The following is a 17150-nucleotide window of genomic DNA, read 5'->3' as shown; positions in this document are numbered from 1 at the left end:
CTGCAAAAGTGACCCGCCGTCAGGGCGGAACCATAAGCCGCCGTTACCTAAATAACGGATATGCCCCCTCAACGCCCAGCCAGGCGGATCTGCTCCTTGGCCTGCTTCACCACATTCTCCACCGTAAACCCAAACTTCTCCTGCAACTTGGCCAACGGTGCCGACGCGCCAAAGCTGTTCATCACCACTTTAGCGCCAGTCTGCCCGACATAGCGGTCCCAACCCAGGGGCCCAGCTTGTTCCACTACCACACGGGCTTTTACCGCGGGCGGCAAGACACTGTCGCGATACGCCTGATCCTGGTCTTCAAACAATTCCCAGCTGGGCATCGATACAACCTGAGCGGCAATGCCTTCAGCTTGCAACTGCTCATAAGCCGCCACCGCCAGGCTCACCTCACTGCCCGTCGCCAACAGCAGCACCTCAGGTTTATCAGCACCCGCCAACACATAAGCGCCCTTGGCCGCCCCAGACGCCGCCGCATACTTTGTGCGATCCAAGGTCGGCAGCGCCTGGCGCGACAACACCACGCAGCTCGGCCGATGGGTTTGCGCCAGGGCCACCTTCCACAGTTCCAGCGTTTCGTTGGCATCGCCTGGGCGCAGGGTCAGCAACCCTGGCGTGGCGCGCAGTTGTGTCAGGTGTTCGATGGGCTGGTGCGTGGGGCCGTCTTCACCCACGCCAATCGAGTCATGGGTAAACACAAACACCACCGGCAATTCCATGATTGCCGCCAGGCGGATCGGCGGCTTCATGTAGTCGCTGAACACCAGGAAGGTCGAGGTGTACGGCCGCAGGTAGGACAGCGCCATGCCATTGGCAATCGCGCCCATGGCGTGTTCGCGGATGCCGAAGTGCAGGTTGCGCCCGCTGTAGTCATCGGCACTGAAACGCCCGGCGCCGTCGAAGGTGAGGTTGGTCTTGGTCGACGGCGACAAGTCCGCCGAGCCGCCCAGCAGCCAGGGGATTTGTTGCGCGAAGGCATTCAGCACCTCGCCGCCGGCGGCGCGGCTGGCCACGCCCTTGGCGTCGGTGTCGAAGTGGGGCAATTCGGCCTGCCAATGCTCCGGCATTTCGCCGGCGCGCATGCGGCGCAATTCATCGGCCAGCTCCGGTTCGTACTGCTCCAGCTGCGCCAAGTGTTGCTGCCAGGTTTCATACAGCGGCTGGCTGCGTTCCAGCAGCGCATCGCGCAGCACCGTGCGCGCGTCGTCTGGCACCAGGAAGCTGGAATCCTGCGGCCAGCCGTAGGCCTCTTTGGTCAAACGGATTTCTTCCTCGCCCAATGGCTCGCCATGGGCGGCGGCGGTGTTGTGTTTGTGCGGTGAGCCGTAGCCGATCACGCTGTCGACCACAATCAGGGTCGGCGCGCCGGTGTTGGCCTGGAAGGTCTCCAACGCTGCGCTCAGGGCTTGCAGGTCGTTGGCATCGGTAACGTGCAAGGTGTGCCAGCCATAGGCCTGGAAGCGCTTGATCACGTCTTCGCTGAACGCCAGCTCGGTGTGGCCTTCGATGCTGATGGTGTTGTTGTCGTAGATCCAGCACAGGTTATCGAGCTTCAAGTGCCCGGCCATCGAGGCCGCTTCGCTGCTGATGCCTTCCATCATGTCGCCATCACCGCACAGGGTGTAGACGTTGTAGTCGAACAGCACCTGGCCGTCGCGGTTAAAGCGCTTGCCCAGCCAGCGTTCGGCCATGGCCATGCCGACGCTGTTGGCGCAGCCCTGGCCCAGCGGGCCAGTGGTGGTTTCCACGCCGGTGGTCATGCGGTACTCGGGGTGACCGGGGGTTTTGGAGCTCATCTGCCGGAAATGCTTGATGTCGTCCAGGCTGATCGCCGGCTGGCCGGAGCGCTTGCCGTGGGCATCAATCTCAACCACACCGGCCAGGTGCAGCAGCGAATACAACAGCATCGAAGCGTGCCCCACCGACAACACAAAGCGGTCGCGGTTAGGCCAATCCGGGTGTTCGGGGTGGTAACGCAGGAAGCGGCTCCACAGCGTGTAGCCCACCGGTGCCAGTCCCATGGGCGTGCCGGGGTGGCCGGAGTTGGCCTTTTGCACGGCGTCCATGGCCAGGGTGCGAATGGTGTTGATGCATTGGGTGTCGACAGCAGTGGCAGCGTGAGTCATGAAACCGTTCTCCCTCGGGTGGCGATCTACAGTGGAGGGCAGGGCACGGCAAAGGTTTGATCCCATCGTGGGCATTACGACGAACGGGACCGCCTTGACCCAAGACATGACAAGACCCCTTGGAATGGGCTAGTTTCAAGGCGTAGGCCATTGATCAACTTGCGGAGGTACTCCATGCCAGTGAAACACGACCTGTATCAGGATTTGGGTTTGAGCAAGGAAGAGGTCGACGGGCGTCGGGCGAAAAATCCCCATTTGAACGCGCTGTTTGATAAGTACAACACCGTCGATGAGCAGGTGGTGAGCGCCGAAAAGGCATCCGGCAGTGATGAGGCGTTGAAGAAGCTGAAGGATAAACGCCTGTTGGTTAAAGACGAAATCAGGGACTTGCTGCAATAAAGCGTCCTACAGGACGCGGACATATTTGTTCAGAATTGTCTGAGCGACAGCCGGCGTTTCACTGCTTATGATGCCGGCCGTCCACCCGGCTCTGGGGACTGTCGCGGCGCAAGGATTGCGCTGCTGAGCCGGGCGGGCATCCTTTCTTATGCACGCAGCGCCTGGATGCATTCATCCATGGAGCGCTGCTGCGTCTCGGCATACAGCTTCAATTCATCAATCGTCCGACGGCCCAGTGCCTGCTCGAATTGAGCCTGGTTCGAATGGGCTGCGTAGTGACTTTGCGCGGCATCGCCCAGGTTCGACTGGAAAATCCCCGCCGCACTCACCGGCAGAAAATCCTCATACACCAAAGGCTCCGCCGCCACGTGCCCGGCCGCCATCAAGGCCTCCAACGTTTGCGGCTGACCAGCCTGGCCGCGTGCCGCCAAGCCTTGCTCGGTGACGAAGTAGCGGAAATACGCCAGGCCCTGTTCACGCATCTGCGCGTGGTTATCGGGGAAGGCCTGGAAGTGTCGCTCCATCAATTCGACGTAACGTGCAGCGTTGCCCTCATTCGGGAAGGCGCCCAGTTCGTCGCGCGCCGCGTTCAGCAACTGGTCGTACAGGGCGCGACCCTTTGGCGTCAACGCCACACCCCGTTGTTCTATTTCGCCGAAGCGCGCGCTGTGGCTGCCTTTGGCGTCGGTAAACGCGATGGGCTCGTCGAGGGCCTTGAAGCTGGTCTGACGCAGCAGGATCGGGCACTGGCGACGGGGCGGACCTTCGATCACGGCTTTGGGCGTGATGCCTTTGCCGGGCATCGCGGCCTGCACCTGGTCGATGTCCAGGGTGCGGGGTGTCAGGTGATTAATGTGTGGGCCTTTGAACGCCACCACGTCGGCGATCAGGCGATGCTGGTCGCTCAATTGCTGGTACTGGGCGTCGGTCACGGTGGCGGTGTGGTGCCAGCGAAAGGTTTCCAGAGCCTCGCGGACAAACGCTTGGGCATCCGCGACGTTGAGGCCGCCATTGCGTTCGGCTTGCTCGATCAGCGCCAAGGCGCCAGGGGTGAAAATCGAGCGTTTGGCCAGGGCGCTTTCGGCGAAGGCGCGCAGCTCGAGGTTTTCGATCAGTTCCAGGCGTAGCAAGGAGGTAAAGACGCGGAACGGGCTGGCCTGCAGTGCCTGTTCATGCACGGCGCGAAAGGCGGTGGAATGCACCGGCACACCGGCGGGTGTGAGGTCGTAATAGCCCACCGGCTGCATGCCCATCACCGCAAACAGACGGCCGATGGTGGCCAGCTCATGGGCGGTGCCCAGGCGGATGGCGCCGTGGCGCTCCATGGCCAGGCGATCCATTTCACCGGTGCGTTGCAAGTGTTTGGCCAGCCCGGAATCACCCTCCAGCACCCGCGTATTGGTCTCGGCCACCAGCTCCATCAGCGCGCCGTAAAGCGGAACTTCATCTCGGTACATGTCGGACATGGCCCTGGAAAAGTCTTTGCGAATCTCGTCGGGGCTGACATACGCGGCGCCTGGCATAGAAAAATTCCTGAACACGGTGGTGAGGGTGCGGCCTTTCTCTGGATTCTGTTGGGCTTTAAGGGGGCTGGCAAACGAAGAATCCTCAGGACTTCATTCTGCAAATGAATGAAATGACGCAAATATGACAAAAATCAGCGCCAGGAAAATTTCATTTTCGCGGCGACTTTCCTAACTAATTCTTCACGAGGCGCGCCCCGGTCCTCATGAAACAATCGTTACGTTTGTAGGGATGAAAACGCCGTTTGCACACAACGCACATAAAAAAATGTTTAGGGGCCGTTACACATGAAAATTTCTACACTGGCGTTATCCATCACCGCAGCGTTGCTCGCGCAACACGCGTGCGCTGATGACTTCGGGCTCGGTTCTCTGGGCACCGGCACGGGGCACAGCGGTTTTCTTGAAGACAGCCATGCGGCTGTCAGTTCGCGGACCATGTATTACAGCGCCGACAACCGTTCGGGCACCAACAACGATCTGCGCGAAGCTGCGACCTTGCTGCGTTTTGACTACAAATCCGGTTACACCCAAGGCACCCTCGGCGTCGGTTTCGACGTGATGGCGTTCGGCGCCTTGCGTCTGGACGGTGGCGACGGCCACGCCGCAGGCCCGGGCCTGGCGGGTAACGGCAACAGCTTTTTCCCGACCAAAAACAACGGCACCGAACCCGCCGACAGTTTCGGTCGCGCTGCGGGTAACGTGAAATTCCGCATTTCCCAGACCGAGTTGCACGTCGGTGGCGGTTTGGCCCCGGTGTTGCCTATCCTGGTCTCCAACGACAGCCGTGTGGCGCCGCAGACCTTTGACGGCGGCATCCTGACCTCCAACGACATCCCTAACGTGACCTTCACCGGTGGTGAGCTCAACCGTGCCGAAGGCCGTGCTTCCAGCAACGCCACGGGCTTGAGCGTTGCCGGCGGTACCCGCGACAGCGACAGCTTCAAGTTCGGCGGTGTGGACTACAAACCGTTTGGCTCGTCCGACAACGCCATCGCTAAAAACCTGACGTTGCAGTACTACTACGCCGACCTGCAAGACTTCTACAAACAGAACTACTTCGGCCTGGTTCACGTGCTGCCATTGGGCAACGACCAGTCGTTCAAGACTGACCTGCGTTACTTCGACAGCACCAGCGACGGCAAAAATGGTGACGCCGGCTACCAGTTCAACAACAACGGCGGCTACGCCAAGCACGCCGGCGAAGTGGACAACAAAACCTACAGCGCCGCGTTCACCTACCAGTTGGGCGGCAGCAGCCTGATGCTCGGTCACATCGGTGTGAGCGATGACGGCGGCTTCGTCTGGGTCAACCAGGGCAGCATCGCTGATCCAAACGCACAAGGCGCGGGCGGCAGCGACTTCTACCTGTTCACCGACGCGGTGGTGGGCCAGTTCTCCCGCGCGGGTGAGCAGGTCAATTTTGGCCAGTACTCCTATGACTTCAAGGCCTTTGTACCAGGTTTGAAAGCCTCCGTGGCGTACCTGGACGGCACAGGGATCAAGTCCAAAGTGGCCGGTGGGTCGGATCAGAAAGAAAACGAAACCGACTTCCGCCTCGACTACGTGGTGCAGCAAGGCCCGCTCAAAGGCTTCGGCACCACCTTCCGTACCGGTACCTATAAAGGTCACAACACCGGCACCGCAGACCAGGACCAGACGCGCCTGATCTTCAACTACACCTACGCGATCTTCTAAGCTCGCGCCGCGACAAACGGAGGCCGCCTGAACAGCGGCCTCTTTTTTTGCGCGCGCGAACACGACTTCATGTGCATCCGCCCACGGATGGGTTCTACACTGCCCCCACTGTGTCAGTGATGGAGGACCCAATGACGGCCACGCCCGCAACCAACATCCTTGCAACTATTGAAGGCCAGCGCCTGGCCGCCCAGGACGCCGAGCATTGGCGCGAGTGGGGCCCGTATTTAAGTGAACGCCAATGGGGCACGGTGCGCGAAGACTACAGCGCCGATGGCGATGCCTGGGCCTACTTCCCCCACGAACACGCCCGCAGCCGCGCCTACCGTTGGGGCGAGGACGGCCTGGCGGGTTTCAGCGACAAGGCGCAGCGCTGGTGCCTGGGTCTGGCACTGTGGAACGAGCGTGACAGCATCCTCAAGGAGCGCCTGTTCGGCCTCAACAACGCCGAGGGCAACCACGGCGAAGACGTCAAGGAGCTGTACTTTTTTGTCGACGGCGTGCCCAGCCATGCCTATATGCGCATGCTCTACAAATACCCGCATGCGCCTTTTCCCTATGCCGACCTGCTCGCCGAAAACGCCCGCCGCGGGCTTGAGAATGCCGAGTACGAAGTGCTCGACACCGGCGTGTTCGAAGACAACCGCTACTGTGATGTAACGGTCGAATACGCCAAGCATCAGCCCGACGATATTTTTATGCGCGTCACCGTGCACAACCGCGCGGACCAGCCGACGCGTGTGCAGGTGCTGCCCCAACTGTGGGCGCGTAATGACTGGAGCTGGACCTTTGACGCGCCCAAGCCGCAGTTGCGCATGGACGGTGAGCGGGTACTGGCCCGGCACCATGAGCTGACCGATCGCCACCTCAGCGCCTGGGGCCAGGACGGCCTGGAGTGGCTGTTCTGCGAAAACGAAAGCAACTTCCCCAAGCTCGATGGGCAACCGGCGCCGGGGCCATTCAAGGATGGCATCAACGATTACGTGGTGGGTGGCGCAGACTCGGCAATCCGCCGGGACGTGGGCACCAAGGTCGCCGCGCGTTTCATCCTCGAACTGGCGGGCCAGGAGAGCAAAACCCTGTACCTGCGGTTCGCGCCGGTGGACGCGCCCCAGGTCAATGCACGCAAGCTGTTCGCGCTGCGCCGCCAAGAGGCGGACGACTTCTACGCCGCCTTGCAGCAAGGCATTGCCGATGATGACGCGCGCAATGTGCAGCGCCAGGCCCTGGCCGGGCTGCTGTGGTCCAAGCAGCTCTACTACTTTGATGTAAACCAGTGGCTCGACGGCGACCCGGCCCAACCCGCGCCGCCGCCCGAACGCCTGCATATCCGCAATACCCATTGGCGGCACCTGTCGAACTTCGACATTTTGTCCATGCCCGACACCTGGGAATACCCGTGGTACGCATCCTGGGACCAGGGCTTCCAGGCCGTGGCGATGGCGTTGATTGATCCGGGGTATGCCAAGCAACAGTTGTTGTTGCTGGTCAAAGATCGCTTTATGCACCCCAATGGCCAGCTGCCGGCGTATGAATGGCGCTTCGACGACGCCAACCCGCCGGTACACGCCTGGGCCAGTTGGCGCGTGTATCAGCAGGAAAAGGCGCTGACCGGCGTGGGCGACATGGACTTTCTCGAGCGGATTTTCCACAAGCTGCTGCTGAATTTTTCCTGGTGGGTCAACCGCAAGGACGCCGAGGGCCGCAACCTGTTCCAGGGCGGCTTCCTGGGCCTGGACAACATCGCCTTGTTCGACCGCTCGGCCACCTTGCCGCCGGGCTACCAGCTGGATCAGGCCGACGGCACCGCGTGGGTCGCGGCGTATGCCCTGGACCTGATGCGCATCGGCCTGGAACTGGCCAAGCGCAATGTTGTGTACGTGGATATCGCGGTGAAGTTTTTCGAGCACTTCCTCTACATCGCCGGCGCGATCAACCGCGTCGACGACAGCGCCGAAGGCTTGTGGGATGAGCAGGACCAGTTCTTCTACGATGTGCTGCACCGCCCGGACGGCCAGAGCGAGCCGGTGCGCCTGCGCTCCATCGTCGGCCTGATGCCGCTGTTTGCCGTGTTGGTACTGGAGCAACGCGAGCATGAAGGGCTGCAAGGCTTGCGTGAGCGACTGCTGGGCTTTATGAAACACCGGCCGGACCTGGCCAAGCTGGTGTCGCGCTGGAACGAACCGGGGCAGGGCAACCGCCTGTTGCTCGCCTTGCTGCGTGGCGAGCGCACCAAGGACCTGCTGCGGCGCATGCTCGATGACCAGGAGTTTCTGTCGACGTTTGGCGTGCGCTCGTTATCCAAGGCCTTTGCCGAACAGCCATTGGCGCTGAAAATGAATGGCGACACCCTGTGTGCGCGCTACCAGCCCGGCGAGTCCGACTCACGCTTGTACGGCGGCAACTCCAATTGGCGCGGGCCGTTGTGGATGCCGGTGAACTACATGCTGATCGAATCGTTGCGCGAGTTTCACCGCTACTACGCGGATAATTTCTCGGTGGAGTACCCGACGGGCAGTGGTTATCTGGCGTCCCTTGAAGAAGTGGCCGACAGCCTCAGCCAGCGCCTCACGCGCTTGTTTTTACGCGATGAAAATGACCTGCGCCCATCGATGGCAGGCTATGCGCAATTGGAAGCAGACCCGGCCAGTCGCGATCTGGTGTTGTTTCATGAGTATTTCCATGGCGAAACCGGGCGTGGCCTGGGGGCGTCGCATCAGACGGGGTGGAGTGCGTTGGTGGCGTTGTTGCTGCAGCCCAAAAGCTAAGCCGCACCACTGACGAGCTTTTCTGTGGGAGCTGGCTTGCCTGCGATGGCGTCGGCACTGTCTGCATCAATGTCGTCGGGTTCACCGCTATCGCAGCGATGCGGCGACCCGACAAGCCAGCTCCCACATTAAAACTACATTGTTTGCGAAATTGCAGGTAAATTCGCCGCCCCTCCAGACAAGGATGTAGACGATGGCGAATGTTATCGCGCGAGTTGGCAGTGCAGGCCTATTGTGGGCATTGCTGATCACCTTCGGTGTGTCCATCACTTCATTGTATTCCCGAGAAAGCACCGCGGCCCCGCTGATGATGCATTGCCGCGAATGCGAGAAAGGTGACGACACCTTCGATGCAACAAAATGGTTCAGCAGCGGCATGTACCGCCTTGAAACGGATATTGTTCCCAACCCGATGCGGTCGATGACTCGCACGCATCCGGTGGTCTTCAAGGCCAAGGACAATGACCAACTGGTCGAGGCTGCGCTGCGTGGAATCAGCGATGTGCTCCCATCCTTCGATTCCCGCACGTTTGAAGCACAGTGGCCCGTGTTAACCAGGCGCGTACGTTACAGCTACAGCTTTTTTATGGCGCCCGATGAACCCCGGGACCTCTATGACATGTACTTGCAAGTGGGCAAATACAAGCTGGTGATCGTGGTTGGGCTTGACGTCAATACCGGTGAAATCACCGCCGAGTATGAAGGGCGTGTGATTCGTGAAAACGACGGTAATGACCCTGCGTACATGGACACGTTCGAAGAAATGGATAATGCCAATACCCGCTGACCGGGAAGCCGGCTGAACGAAAAATCCCGCCGGAAGGCGGGATTTTTTTGAGCGCGGCGTTATCAGGCCGGGAACAGCTCGCTCAGTTTCATGGCCAGCATCATGTCGCCTTCGGTGCGCAGCTTGCCGCCCATGAAGGCCTGCATGCCATCGGTCTCGCCGCTGACGATGCCTTTCATGGTCTCGGCGTCCATCACCAGAGTGACTTGGGCGTCAGGGTTTTCGCCTTCCAGCAGTTCGCAGGTGTTGTTTTTCACCACCAGCGAGAAGTTCTGGGTGTCGTCGATACGGAAACCGAACACCAGGTCCAGGCCGTCGGCAGCGGCCGGGTTGAATTTGGCTTTCATTGCTTCTACAGCTTTGGCTACGTCAGTCATGGTTTCGATCCTTTAAGGTAGAGTCCAGTGACCTTGGGGTCACGGTTGGCCGCAATTCATCGGAAGGTGATGAGCTGCGGCGCCTTCAACAGTTGCAAGTGGGTATGACTGTTGAAGGAAGCCAGTGCCACCTCGCGACCACGGAATTTCAGCTGGTTGAGCGAGGTGTTAACAATTTGCCAGTTCAGTTCGAAGGCCTGCGCGGCAGGCATTCGGGTAATCAGGTGGAGCAGGGCGGTGATGGTGCCGCCGGAAGTAAACACGGCGATCTTGTCGCGGTTGTCGGCCGCTTCCAGAATGCGTTGCAGGCCACCCTGTACACGCTCCACGAAGCCCAGCCAGCTTTCCAGCCCAGGCGGGTCGTAGGTGCCGGCCAGCCAGCGCTCGATGATCAGGGCGAAAATGCGCTGGAACTCACTGCGGTTTTGCGCAGCGTTGCGCAGGATATCCACGGCGTGGGGCTCGGTGCTCAGCAGGTCGGGGAGCAGGGCGCGGATGATCGCTTCGCCGTCGAACTCGTTGAAGGCCGTGTCGATTTCCAGCGTTGGGGCTGGCAGGCCGAGGGTGCGGTATTGATCGAATGTGGCGGTGGCGGTGTGTTGCTGGCGACGCAGGTCGCCCGAGACACAACGGTCGAACCTGAGGCCCAGGTCGGCCAGGTGGCGACCGAGTACCTGTGCTTGCTCCACGCCGACGGGCGACAGGACGTCATAGTCGTCTGCACCGAAGGAGGCCTGGCCATGTCGAATCAGGTAGATGCTGCCCACGTCCGTTTTCCCGGTACGTTGAAAGTCAGGCGAGGTTATGAGGATGGCAGGGAGCTGTCAATGAAAAAACATACGCTTGTTTTAAAAGCGCGTTAGAGGCCGACTGCTGGCGGTTTGAGCACTGGTCCGAAGGCGGTGCCGTCGGTATGCTGGGCCATCCGCGCCTGGCGCCGTGCTTTTTTAAGGAGACATATGGATTTTTTGGCCGAATACGCGAGCTTTCTGGCGAAGACCGTCACCCTGGTGATCGCTATTGTGGTGGTACTGATCAGTTTCGCCGCGCTGCGCAGCAAGGGGCGGCGCAAATCCGCCGGCCAATTGCAGGTCAGCAAGCTTAATGATTTCTACAAAGGCCTGCGTGAACGCCTCGAATCGAGCCTGCTCGACAAGGACCAGCTCAAGGCCCTGCGCAAGTCCGAAAGCAAGACCGAAAAGAAGAACAGCAAGAAGAAGCCCGAGGCCAAGCCACGGGTGTTTGTGCTGGATTTTGACGGCGACATCAAGGCCTCGGCCACCGAGAGCCTGCGCCATGAAATCACCGCGCTGTTGAGCCTGGCCACGCCGAAAGACGAAGTGGTGCTGCGCCTGGAAAGCGGCGGCGGCATGGTGCACAGCTATGGCCTGGCCTCATCGCAGCTGGCGCGTATCCGTCAGGCCGGCGTGCCGCTGACCGTGTGCATCGACAAGGTGGCGGCCAGCGGCGGCTACATGATGGCGTGCATTGGCGAGAAGATCATCAGCGCACCCTTTGCCATCCTCGGCTCCATTGGTGTGGTGGCGCAGCTGCCCAACGTCAACCGCCTGCTGAAAAAGCACGACATCGACTTTGAAGTGCTGACCGCCGGTGAATACAAACGCACCCTCACCGTGTTTGGCGAAAACACCGAGAAGGGCCGGGAGAAGTTCCAGGAAGACCTGGACATCACCCATCAGTTGTTCAAGAACTTTGTGTCGCGCTATCGCCCGCAGCTGGCCATCGATGACGTCGCGACCGGAGAAGTGTGGCTGGGTGTTGCAGCGCTCGATAAACAACTGGTCGACGAACTGCAAACCAGCGACGAATACCTGGCGACCAAGGCCAAGACGGCCGAGGTGTTCCACCTGCACTACGCCGAGCGTAAAAGCCTGCAGGAACGCGTGGGCCTGGCGGCCAGCGGCTCGGTGGACCGTGTGTTGCTGACCTGGTGGAGCCGATTGACCCAGCAGCGGTTCTGGTAACTACAGACGGTAGGTGATCCCAGTGTGGGAGCGGGCTTGCTTGCGAATGCGGTGGTTCAGTTGATACACGTGGTGACTGACACACTGCTTTCGCGAGCAAGCCCGCTCCCACATTTAGTTGTTGGTGGGGGCGGGAATCGGCTTTCGCATCAGCGTCCCCACCACCAAAGCCCCCAGCAAACCCAACAGCCCCGCCACCCACAACACCCCGCTGAACCCACCCACAAACGCCTGCTGCGCCAACGGTTGCACCACCCTTCGTGCCGGTTCCGGCAGCATGCCCATCGCCGCCGGCATATCCCCGGCCACCACTCGCGATGCAATCCCCGCCACCTGCGCCTGCCATTGCGGGTCGATACTCGTGCTCAGCAACTGCTCGCCATGGCTGCTGAGCAGCGCCCCATACACGCCGATGGCCAGCATGATCGCGCTGAAGCGCATGGTGGTACTCATGCCCGACGCCATGCCCGCACGGTCACGCGGCACACAGGCCATGATGTTTTTCTGCGTGTCGCCATTGAGCAGGCCCGCACCGGCACCGGTCACGGCAATCGCCAGCGCGAAGGGCAGATAACCGCCCGCATTCACCGCCCATGCGCTTAACAGGTTGCCGCAGCCCACCAGGGTCAAACCGGTTGCCATCATCGTTGCTGGCGCAAAACGCCCGGCCAGCCGTGCACCGATGCGTGGGCAAATAAGCATGGTCAGGGCAAATGGCAACATACCCAGGCCCGAGGCGACAGCGGAGAAACCCAGCCCGTTTTGCAGATAAAACGGCAGCAACGTCATCATCACCTGGGCGCACCCGGCGTAGGCAAACATCCCCAGCAGCGCGCCGATAAAACGCGGGTGCCGGAACAGTTGCAAGTCGACCATGGGCCGCTGTTGCACACGTTCGACCAGCACAAACACCCCCAGCAACATTGCGCCGCCAATCAGGCGCGCGTAGGTCAGCGGGCTGTCCCAGCCGATGCGATTGGCCTCGATCAAACCCCAGATCAGGCACAGCAAGCTGGCACTGAAGGCCAGGCTGCCCCACGGGTCCAGGCGTGCCGATTGAGTGTCGCGTGATTCGGGAATCGCCCGCAGCACCAGCGCCATCAATCCCAGGCCCACCGGCAGGTTGAGGTAGAAGATCCAGCGCCAGCCCAGGTACTGGGTGATCACGCCGCCCAGTGTCGGCGCGGCGGTCATCGCCACGCCCATGCACGCGCCCCAGAACGCCCAGGCTTTGGCACGCTCGACTTCATCGTGAAAGGTGTGGCCGATGGAGGCCAGGGCAGCGGTCAGCAGCAAGGCTGCGCCGACGCCTTTTACAGCGCGGGCAATGTCCAGGAGCAACGCATTCGGTGCAGCGCCGCAGCCCAGTGAGGCGAGGATAAAAATGCTCAAGCCCCAGATCAGCGACCGCTTGCGGCCAAAGCGGTCGGCGATGCTGCCGGCGGGCAGCAATAACGCGGCGAACGCCAGCATGTAGGCGCTGACCACCCACTCGATATCGGCGAAGTTCGCCCCCAGGTCGCGCGCAATGCTCGGCAGGGTGACGGCGACGATATTGGTGTCGAGCACGATCAGCGAGCAGACGCCGGAGGCGGTCAGCAGGGTGAGGCGCGGGCTGACCCGGCTCATGGCTTGATTGCCTTACAGGTAATACGGGAAAGACAGTTGACGTGCATCGTAAGGGCTCTCTAGTGTTGGAGTACGTTGAGCTTATCTCCGGCCATGCTCGGTTTTATTAGCTGGAACCTTGAACTTCATTACCTTTGAGCTAATGCAATAATGGAAATCCGCCATTTCCGCTACTTCCTCGCCGTCGCCAGGCAGCGCAATTTCACCCGCGCGGCTGAGCAACTGGGCATCGCGCCGCCGACCTTGAGTCGCCAGATCCAGGACATGGAAGCCTCACTGGGCACGCGCCTGTTTATCCGTCAGCAACGGGAAGTCAGCCTTACCGAAGCCGGCGCGGCGTTGTTGATTGAGGCCGAAGCCACCGTGCGCCAGTTCGAGTTCGCCCAACGCAACGCCCAGCGCGCCGGGCGGGGAGACATCGGGCATATCGAATTGGGCTATGTGGCGTCGGCGGTGTATTCGGGGCTGCTGCAAAAACAGATGCAGGCGTTCAGCCAGGCGTTTCCCGATGTGAGCGTGAATGTGCGCGAATGCGCCATGGCGTCCTTGCCCGGTGCGGTGGCCGACGGGCGTTATGACATCGGCTATATCCGCTCGCCCATGACCTTGCCCGACGGTGTGGAGGCGGTGCGCCTGGACAGCGAAGGCTTTGTGTTGGCGCTGCCTCAGGATTCCTGGTTGTTGGGGCTAAGGGCCATCGGCTGCGAACACCTGCAAAACGAGACGTTTATATTGCCGGAACAAATCAACGGCACCTTGCAGGTGGCGGCGCAGGGTGGTTTCGCGCCGAGCCTGGGGCCGCAGCCCGGTGGGTTGGTCGCAGTGGTGGCATTGGTGTCGTTAGGGCAGGGCGTGGCGGTGGTGCCGGCGTCTATGGTCGGGCACGTGAGTTTGCCAGGCGTGGTGTACCGTACGATTCAGGGTAACGAGGCTTCATCGTGGCTGTCGCTGATTCACCGGCGCTTTGAAAAAGCGCCGGCGGTGGCGCGGTATATCCAGCAGGTCAGGCAGTCAGCCGTGGCTGCACGGAGTCGGCCAGGCGCGTAAGTATCAGACAGCACGACACCGCCCCGGCATCCAGTACCCCCAGCGAGCGCTCGCCCAGGCGGCTGGCGCGGCCGATTTTGGCGATCAGGTCTTTGGTCGAATCACGCCCCTGTGACGCTGCGGTTTTCATCGCCTCCAGTGCATCACTGAAGGACGCGCCACTGGCCTGCGCACGCTCAAAGGCTTCAACCGCCGGGATCAGCGTGTCCATCAGACACTTGTCGCCCACGCCCGCTTCGGTGATGTCCTGCAACGAGGTCAAACCGCCGCGCAACAGGTGAGCAAAGGTTGCCGCGTCGATCGCCTCGCTGCTGCGCACTTCGTCGGCCATGCCGATAAACAGGCTGCCATACAGCGGCCCCATGGAACCGCCGATGCCTTCCATCAGGCTCAGGGTCAGTTCATCCAGGGCTTCGGCCAGGGTCAGTTGGCGGCCTTCGAGGCTGCGCCCGCAATGGGCAAAGCCCTTGGCCATGTTGATGCCGTGGTCGCCGTCGCCAATGGCGCCGTCGATTTCACTGAGGTATTCGCGGTTGGCCACGATCACGCTGACCAGGTCAGCGACAATGGCGCTGCCGTCGCGGGTGGAAAAGTGCTGGCTCATGGTTCACTCCGCCTGGGTCATGCCGATGGAACGGCAGGGTTGGTCGATCAGGGTTTTAAGCTCGGCGTCGAGGCCGAGCAGGGTCAGGGTCACGCCCATCATTTCCAGGGAGGTGAAGTAGTTGCCGACGTAGCAACGGTGAATCTTCAAACCCTTGGCCTTGAGTTGGCTTTCGACCTCGGCGTAGAACACATACAGCTCCATCACCGGCGTGGCGCCCAGGCCCGAGACCAGCACCACTACGCTGTCGTCCTGGCTGAAATCGCGGTCGGCCAGGATCGGCGCGAGCATGCGCTCGGCCATGGCGGCGGCCGGTTCGATGGCGATCACTTCAATGCCCGGTTCGCCGTGATGGCCGATGCCCAGTTCCATCTGCCCGTCGGGAATCTGGAAGTTCGGCTTGCCCACGGCGGCGATGGTGCAGGGCGTGAGGCCGATGCCGATGGAGCGGCAGTTATCCACGGTTTTCTGCGCGACGCGAATCACGCCGTCCAGGTCGTAATGCTGGGCGGCCGCAGCGCCGCCGATCTTCCACATGAAGATTTCGCCGGCCACGCCACGGCGCTTGGCGATATCGGTCTTGGGCGCGGAAGCCACGTCGTCATTGGCGACCACGGTGCGGATGCGCATGTCTTTGCTGGCGGCCATTTTCATCGCCAGCTTTACGTTCATGTTGTCGCCGGCGTAATTGCCGTACAGGCAGGCCACGCCCGCGCCATGGTCGGCGGCGCGGAAGGCGTCAAAAAAGCTCTTGGCGGTGGGCGAGGAGAAAATCTCGCCGACGGCCACGGCGTCCACCAGGCCCGGGCCGACGTAGCCGAGGAACGCCGGTTCATGGCCGGAGCCGCCGCCGGTGACAATGCCGACATGGTCGGCTGCCGAGGGCCTGGCCTTGGTGATGACCCGTGGGTTGGTTTCGAATTGGCGCAGCTCGGGGTGCGCGACCAGGATGCCGCGCAGCATGTCCTCGACCACTTGGTCCGGATCGTTGATGACTCGGTTCATAACGCGGGTTCCTGTTCTTGTTCTTGAAGGGCAACAACAATCTAATGTGGGAGTGTTCTTAAGGTTCGAGGACGACTTTGAGCGACTTGTCCCCACGCTCCATCACCGCAAACGCTTCCTTGAAGTCCGCCAACGCAAACTTGTGAGTCACCACATCGCGCATGTCGATCTTGCGGTTGCCGATAAAGTCGATGGCGCGCGGGTACATGTACGGCCCCAGGTGTGAACCCAAAATATCCAATTCCTTGCGGTCGCCGATGATCGACCAATCTACCGTGGCCTCGTCATTGAACACGCTGAATTCGACGAAACGCCCCAACTTGCGCAGCATCGCCAGGCCCTGATTCACCGCCTTGTGGTGCCCGGTGGCTTCGATATAAATGTCGCAACCATAGCCGTCGGTGATCGCGCGGATCTTGGCCATCACGTCGACTTCAGCCGGGTTCCACACTTCGTCGGCGCCCATGCGCAGGGCGAGGGCGGCGCGCTCGGGTTTCATGTCCAGCACGATGAGTTTTTTCGGGTTGCGCAGGCGCACCGCACCAATGATGCCCAGGCCCAAGGTGCCGGCGCCGGCGACTACCACCACATCGTCATGGTCGACATTCGCGCGTTCGGCCGCGTGCAGCGAGCAGGCCAGCGGCTCGATCAGAATCGCCTCATCCGGGGCGATGGATTCCGGCACTTTGTGGATGATGCCTTCCTTGGTGAAGATCATGTACTGGGCCATGGCGCCCTGCACGTTGTTCTGGAAGCCATACAGGTCGTGCTTCTGGCACATCCAGTACTGGCCGTGGTTGCAGAAACGGCAGCCCCAGCACGGCACGATCTGCTCGGAGATCACTCGGTCGCCGACCGTCACGCCACGTTTTTCTGCACCCGGGCCGAGGGCAACCACGCGGCAGACGAACTCATGCCCCGGAATCATCGGCGGCTTCACATAGCGCGGTTGCTCGGCATCACCCCAGAACGACGGTGCGCCGCGATAGGTCTTGATGTCACCCATGCAGATGCCGCACAGCTCGACTTTGGTGAGAATCTCGTCTGGGCCGGGCGTGGGCACGTCGACGGTTTCCAGGCGATAGTCTTCCGGCCCGTGGCAGACCACGGCCTGCATGGTTTTCGGGATGACCGGGGACAATTGTTCAGGTGTGCGTTCGGTGACGGTGGACATGACAAAAACCTCACGACAAAAG

The 17150-nt window shown here is 61.2% G+C and carries 14 protein-coding genes; 6 read left to right on the top strand and 8 right to left on the bottom strand.

The features are described from left to right. Positions 1–68: 68 nt before the first annotated feature. Positions 69–2132 (bottom strand): transketolase, encoded by a 2064-nt coding sequence (gene tkt / locus BFP92_RS11365; RefSeq protein WP_065929557.1) that lies wholly within the window; start codon positions 2130–2132, stop codon positions 69–71. A 174-nt stretch (positions 2133–2306) separates the two neighbouring features. Between tkt and BFP92_RS11360 the strand changes: the two genes are divergently transcribed. Next, on the top strand, positions 2307–2531 hold the full coding sequence (locus BFP92_RS11360; RefSeq protein WP_056860349.1) for a DUF465 domain-containing protein: 225 nt from the start codon (positions 2307–2309) through the stop codon (positions 2529–2531). A 146-nt stretch (positions 2532–2677) separates the two neighbouring features. Here BFP92_RS11360 and BFP92_RS11355 read toward each other — a convergent pair whose 3' ends face one another. After that, entirely contained in the window at positions 2678–4054 is a 1377-nt protein-coding gene (locus tag BFP92_RS11355) for a 2-oxoadipate dioxygenase/decarboxylase HglS (RefSeq protein WP_065929556.1), read from the bottom strand. Between the two features lie 288 nt (positions 4055–4342). On the opposite strand from BFP92_RS11355, the gene BFP92_RS11350 reads away from it, so the two are divergent. From BFP92_RS11350 to BFP92_RS11340, 3 genes are all read left to right on the top strand, one after another. Then, entirely contained in the window at positions 4343–5752 is a 1410-nt protein-coding gene (locus BFP92_RS11350) for an OprD family outer membrane porin (protein WP_065929555.1), read from the top strand. Positions 5753–5883: 131 nt separating this feature from the next. Beyond that, the gene (locus BFP92_RS11345; RefSeq protein ID WP_065929554.1) at positions 5884–8520 is read left to right on the top strand and encodes an MGH1-like glycoside hydrolase domain-containing protein; all 2637 of its coding nucleotides are present in this window, start codon (positions 5884–5886) and stop codon (positions 8518–8520) included. Between the two features lie 193 nt (positions 8521–8713). Beyond that, positions 8714–9307: a hypothetical protein gene (locus BFP92_RS11340; protein WP_065929553.1), complete on the top strand. Its 594-nt coding sequence runs from the start codon at positions 8714–8716 to the stop codon at positions 9305–9307. Between the two features lie 62 nt (positions 9308–9369). On the opposite strand, the gene BFP92_RS11335 is transcribed toward BFP92_RS11340, so the two are convergent. Further along, positions 9370–9684, bottom strand: a complete 315-nt coding sequence (locus BFP92_RS11335; protein WP_010210990.1) for an SCP2 sterol-binding domain-containing protein — start codon at positions 9682–9684, stop codon at positions 9370–9372. A gap of 56 nt (positions 9685–9740) precedes the next feature. Beyond that, positions 9741–10451 carry a histidine phosphatase family protein gene (locus tag BFP92_RS11330; RefSeq protein WP_065929552.1) on the bottom strand — a complete coding sequence of 237 codons (711 nt, stop codon included), beginning with the start codon at positions 10449–10451 and terminating at the stop codon, positions 9741–9743. 192 nt (positions 10452–10643) lie between these two features. On the opposite strand from BFP92_RS11330, the gene sohB reads away from it, so the two are divergent. Continuing rightward, the gene (gene sohB, locus BFP92_RS11325) at positions 10644–11669 is read left to right on the top strand and encodes a protease SohB (protein ID WP_065929551.1); all 1026 of its coding nucleotides are present in this window, start codon (positions 10644–10646) and stop codon (positions 11667–11669) included. 114 nt (positions 11670–11783) lie between these two features. Here sohB and BFP92_RS11320 read toward each other — a convergent pair whose 3' ends face one another. Beyond that, a complete protein-coding gene (locus BFP92_RS11320; RefSeq protein WP_065929550.1) occupies positions 11784–13298 on the bottom strand; it encodes an MFS transporter in 1515 nt (504 codons plus the stop codon). Between the two features lie 150 nt (positions 13299–13448). Between BFP92_RS11320 and BFP92_RS11315 the strand changes: the two genes are divergently transcribed. Continuing rightward, positions 13449–14345, top strand: a complete 897-nt coding sequence (locus BFP92_RS11315; protein ID WP_065929549.1) for a LysR family transcriptional regulator — start codon at positions 13449–13451, stop codon at positions 14343–14345. Here BFP92_RS11315 and dhaL read toward each other — a convergent pair. Genes dhaL through BFP92_RS11300 form a run of 3 tightly spaced genes read right to left on the bottom strand, consistent with a single transcriptional unit; the run spans position 14302 to position 17128 of the window. Beyond that, positions 14302–14949: a dihydroxyacetone kinase subunit DhaL gene (gene dhaL / locus BFP92_RS11310; RefSeq protein ID WP_056860357.1), complete on the bottom strand. Its 648-nt coding sequence runs from the start codon at positions 14947–14949 to the stop codon at positions 14302–14304. The two genes, BFP92_RS11315 and dhaL, sit on opposite strands and share 44 nt — an antisense overlap. A 3-nt stretch (positions 14950–14952) precedes the next feature. Continuing rightward, positions 14953–15954, bottom strand: a complete 1002-nt coding sequence (locus tag BFP92_RS11305) for a dihydroxyacetone kinase subunit DhaK (RefSeq protein WP_065929548.1) — start codon at positions 15952–15954, stop codon at positions 14953–14955. A 58-nt stretch (positions 15955–16012) separates the two neighbouring features. Beyond that, positions 16013–17128 carry an MDR/zinc-dependent alcohol dehydrogenase-like family protein gene (locus tag BFP92_RS11300; RefSeq protein ID WP_065929547.1) on the bottom strand — a complete coding sequence of 372 codons (1116 nt, stop codon included), beginning with the start codon at positions 17126–17128 and terminating at the stop codon, positions 16013–16015. Between the last annotated feature and the right edge of the window lie 22 nt (positions 17129–17150).

The sequence above is a fragment of the Pseudomonas sp. 58 R 3 genome (assembly GCF_900006605.1).
Classification (GTDB): Bacteria; Pseudomonadota; Gammaproteobacteria; order Pseudomonadales; family Pseudomonadaceae; genus Aquipseudomonas; species Aquipseudomonas salomonii.
Note: the sequence above shows the minus strand (reverse complement) of the source record. Positions and strands in the feature narration are given on the sequence as shown.

Coding starts and splice junctions, on each gene's coding strand:
- BFP92_RS11305 (WP_065929548.1), bottom strand. CDS start 15,954: ATGAACCGAGTCATCAACGATCCGGACCAAGTGGTCGAGGACATGCTG.
- BFP92_RS11340 (WP_065929553.1), top strand. CDS start 8,714: ATGGCGAATGTTATCGCGCGAGTTGGCAGTGCAGGCCTATTGTGGGCA.
- BFP92_RS11345 (WP_065929554.1), top strand. CDS start 5,884: ATGACGGCCACGCCCGCAACCAACATCCTTGCAACTATTGAAGGCCAG.
- dhaL (WP_056860357.1), bottom strand. CDS start 14,949: ATGAGCCAGCACTTTTCCACCCGCGACGGCAGCGCCATTGTCGCTGAC.
- BFP92_RS11360 (WP_056860349.1), top strand. CDS start 2,307: ATGCCAGTGAAACACGACCTGTATCAGGATTTGGGTTTGAGCAAGGAA.
- BFP92_RS11335 (WP_010210990.1), bottom strand. CDS start 9,684: ATGACTGACGTAGCCAAAGCTGTAGAAGCAATGAAAGCCAAATTCAAC.
- BFP92_RS11315 (WP_065929549.1), top strand. CDS start 13,449: ATGGAAATCCGCCATTTCCGCTACTTCCTCGCCGTCGCCAGGCAGCGC.
- BFP92_RS11350 (WP_065929555.1), top strand. CDS start 4,343: ATGAAAATTTCTACACTGGCGTTATCCATCACCGCAGCGTTGCTCGCG.
- sohB (WP_065929551.1), top strand. CDS start 10,644: ATGGATTTTTTGGCCGAATACGCGAGCTTTCTGGCGAAGACCGTCACC.
- BFP92_RS11320 (WP_065929550.1), bottom strand. CDS start 13,298: ATGAGCCGGGTCAGCCCGCGCCTCACCCTGCTGACCGCCTCCGGCGTC.
- BFP92_RS11300 (WP_065929547.1), bottom strand. CDS start 17,128: ATGTCCACCGTCACCGAACGCACACCTGAACAATTGTCCCCGGTCATC.
- BFP92_RS11355 (WP_065929556.1), bottom strand. CDS start 4,054: ATGCCAGGCGCCGCGTATGTCAGCCCCGACGAGATTCGCAAAGACTTT.
- tkt (WP_065929557.1), bottom strand. CDS start 2,132: ATGACTCACGCTGCCACTGCTGTCGACACCCAATGCATCAACACCATT.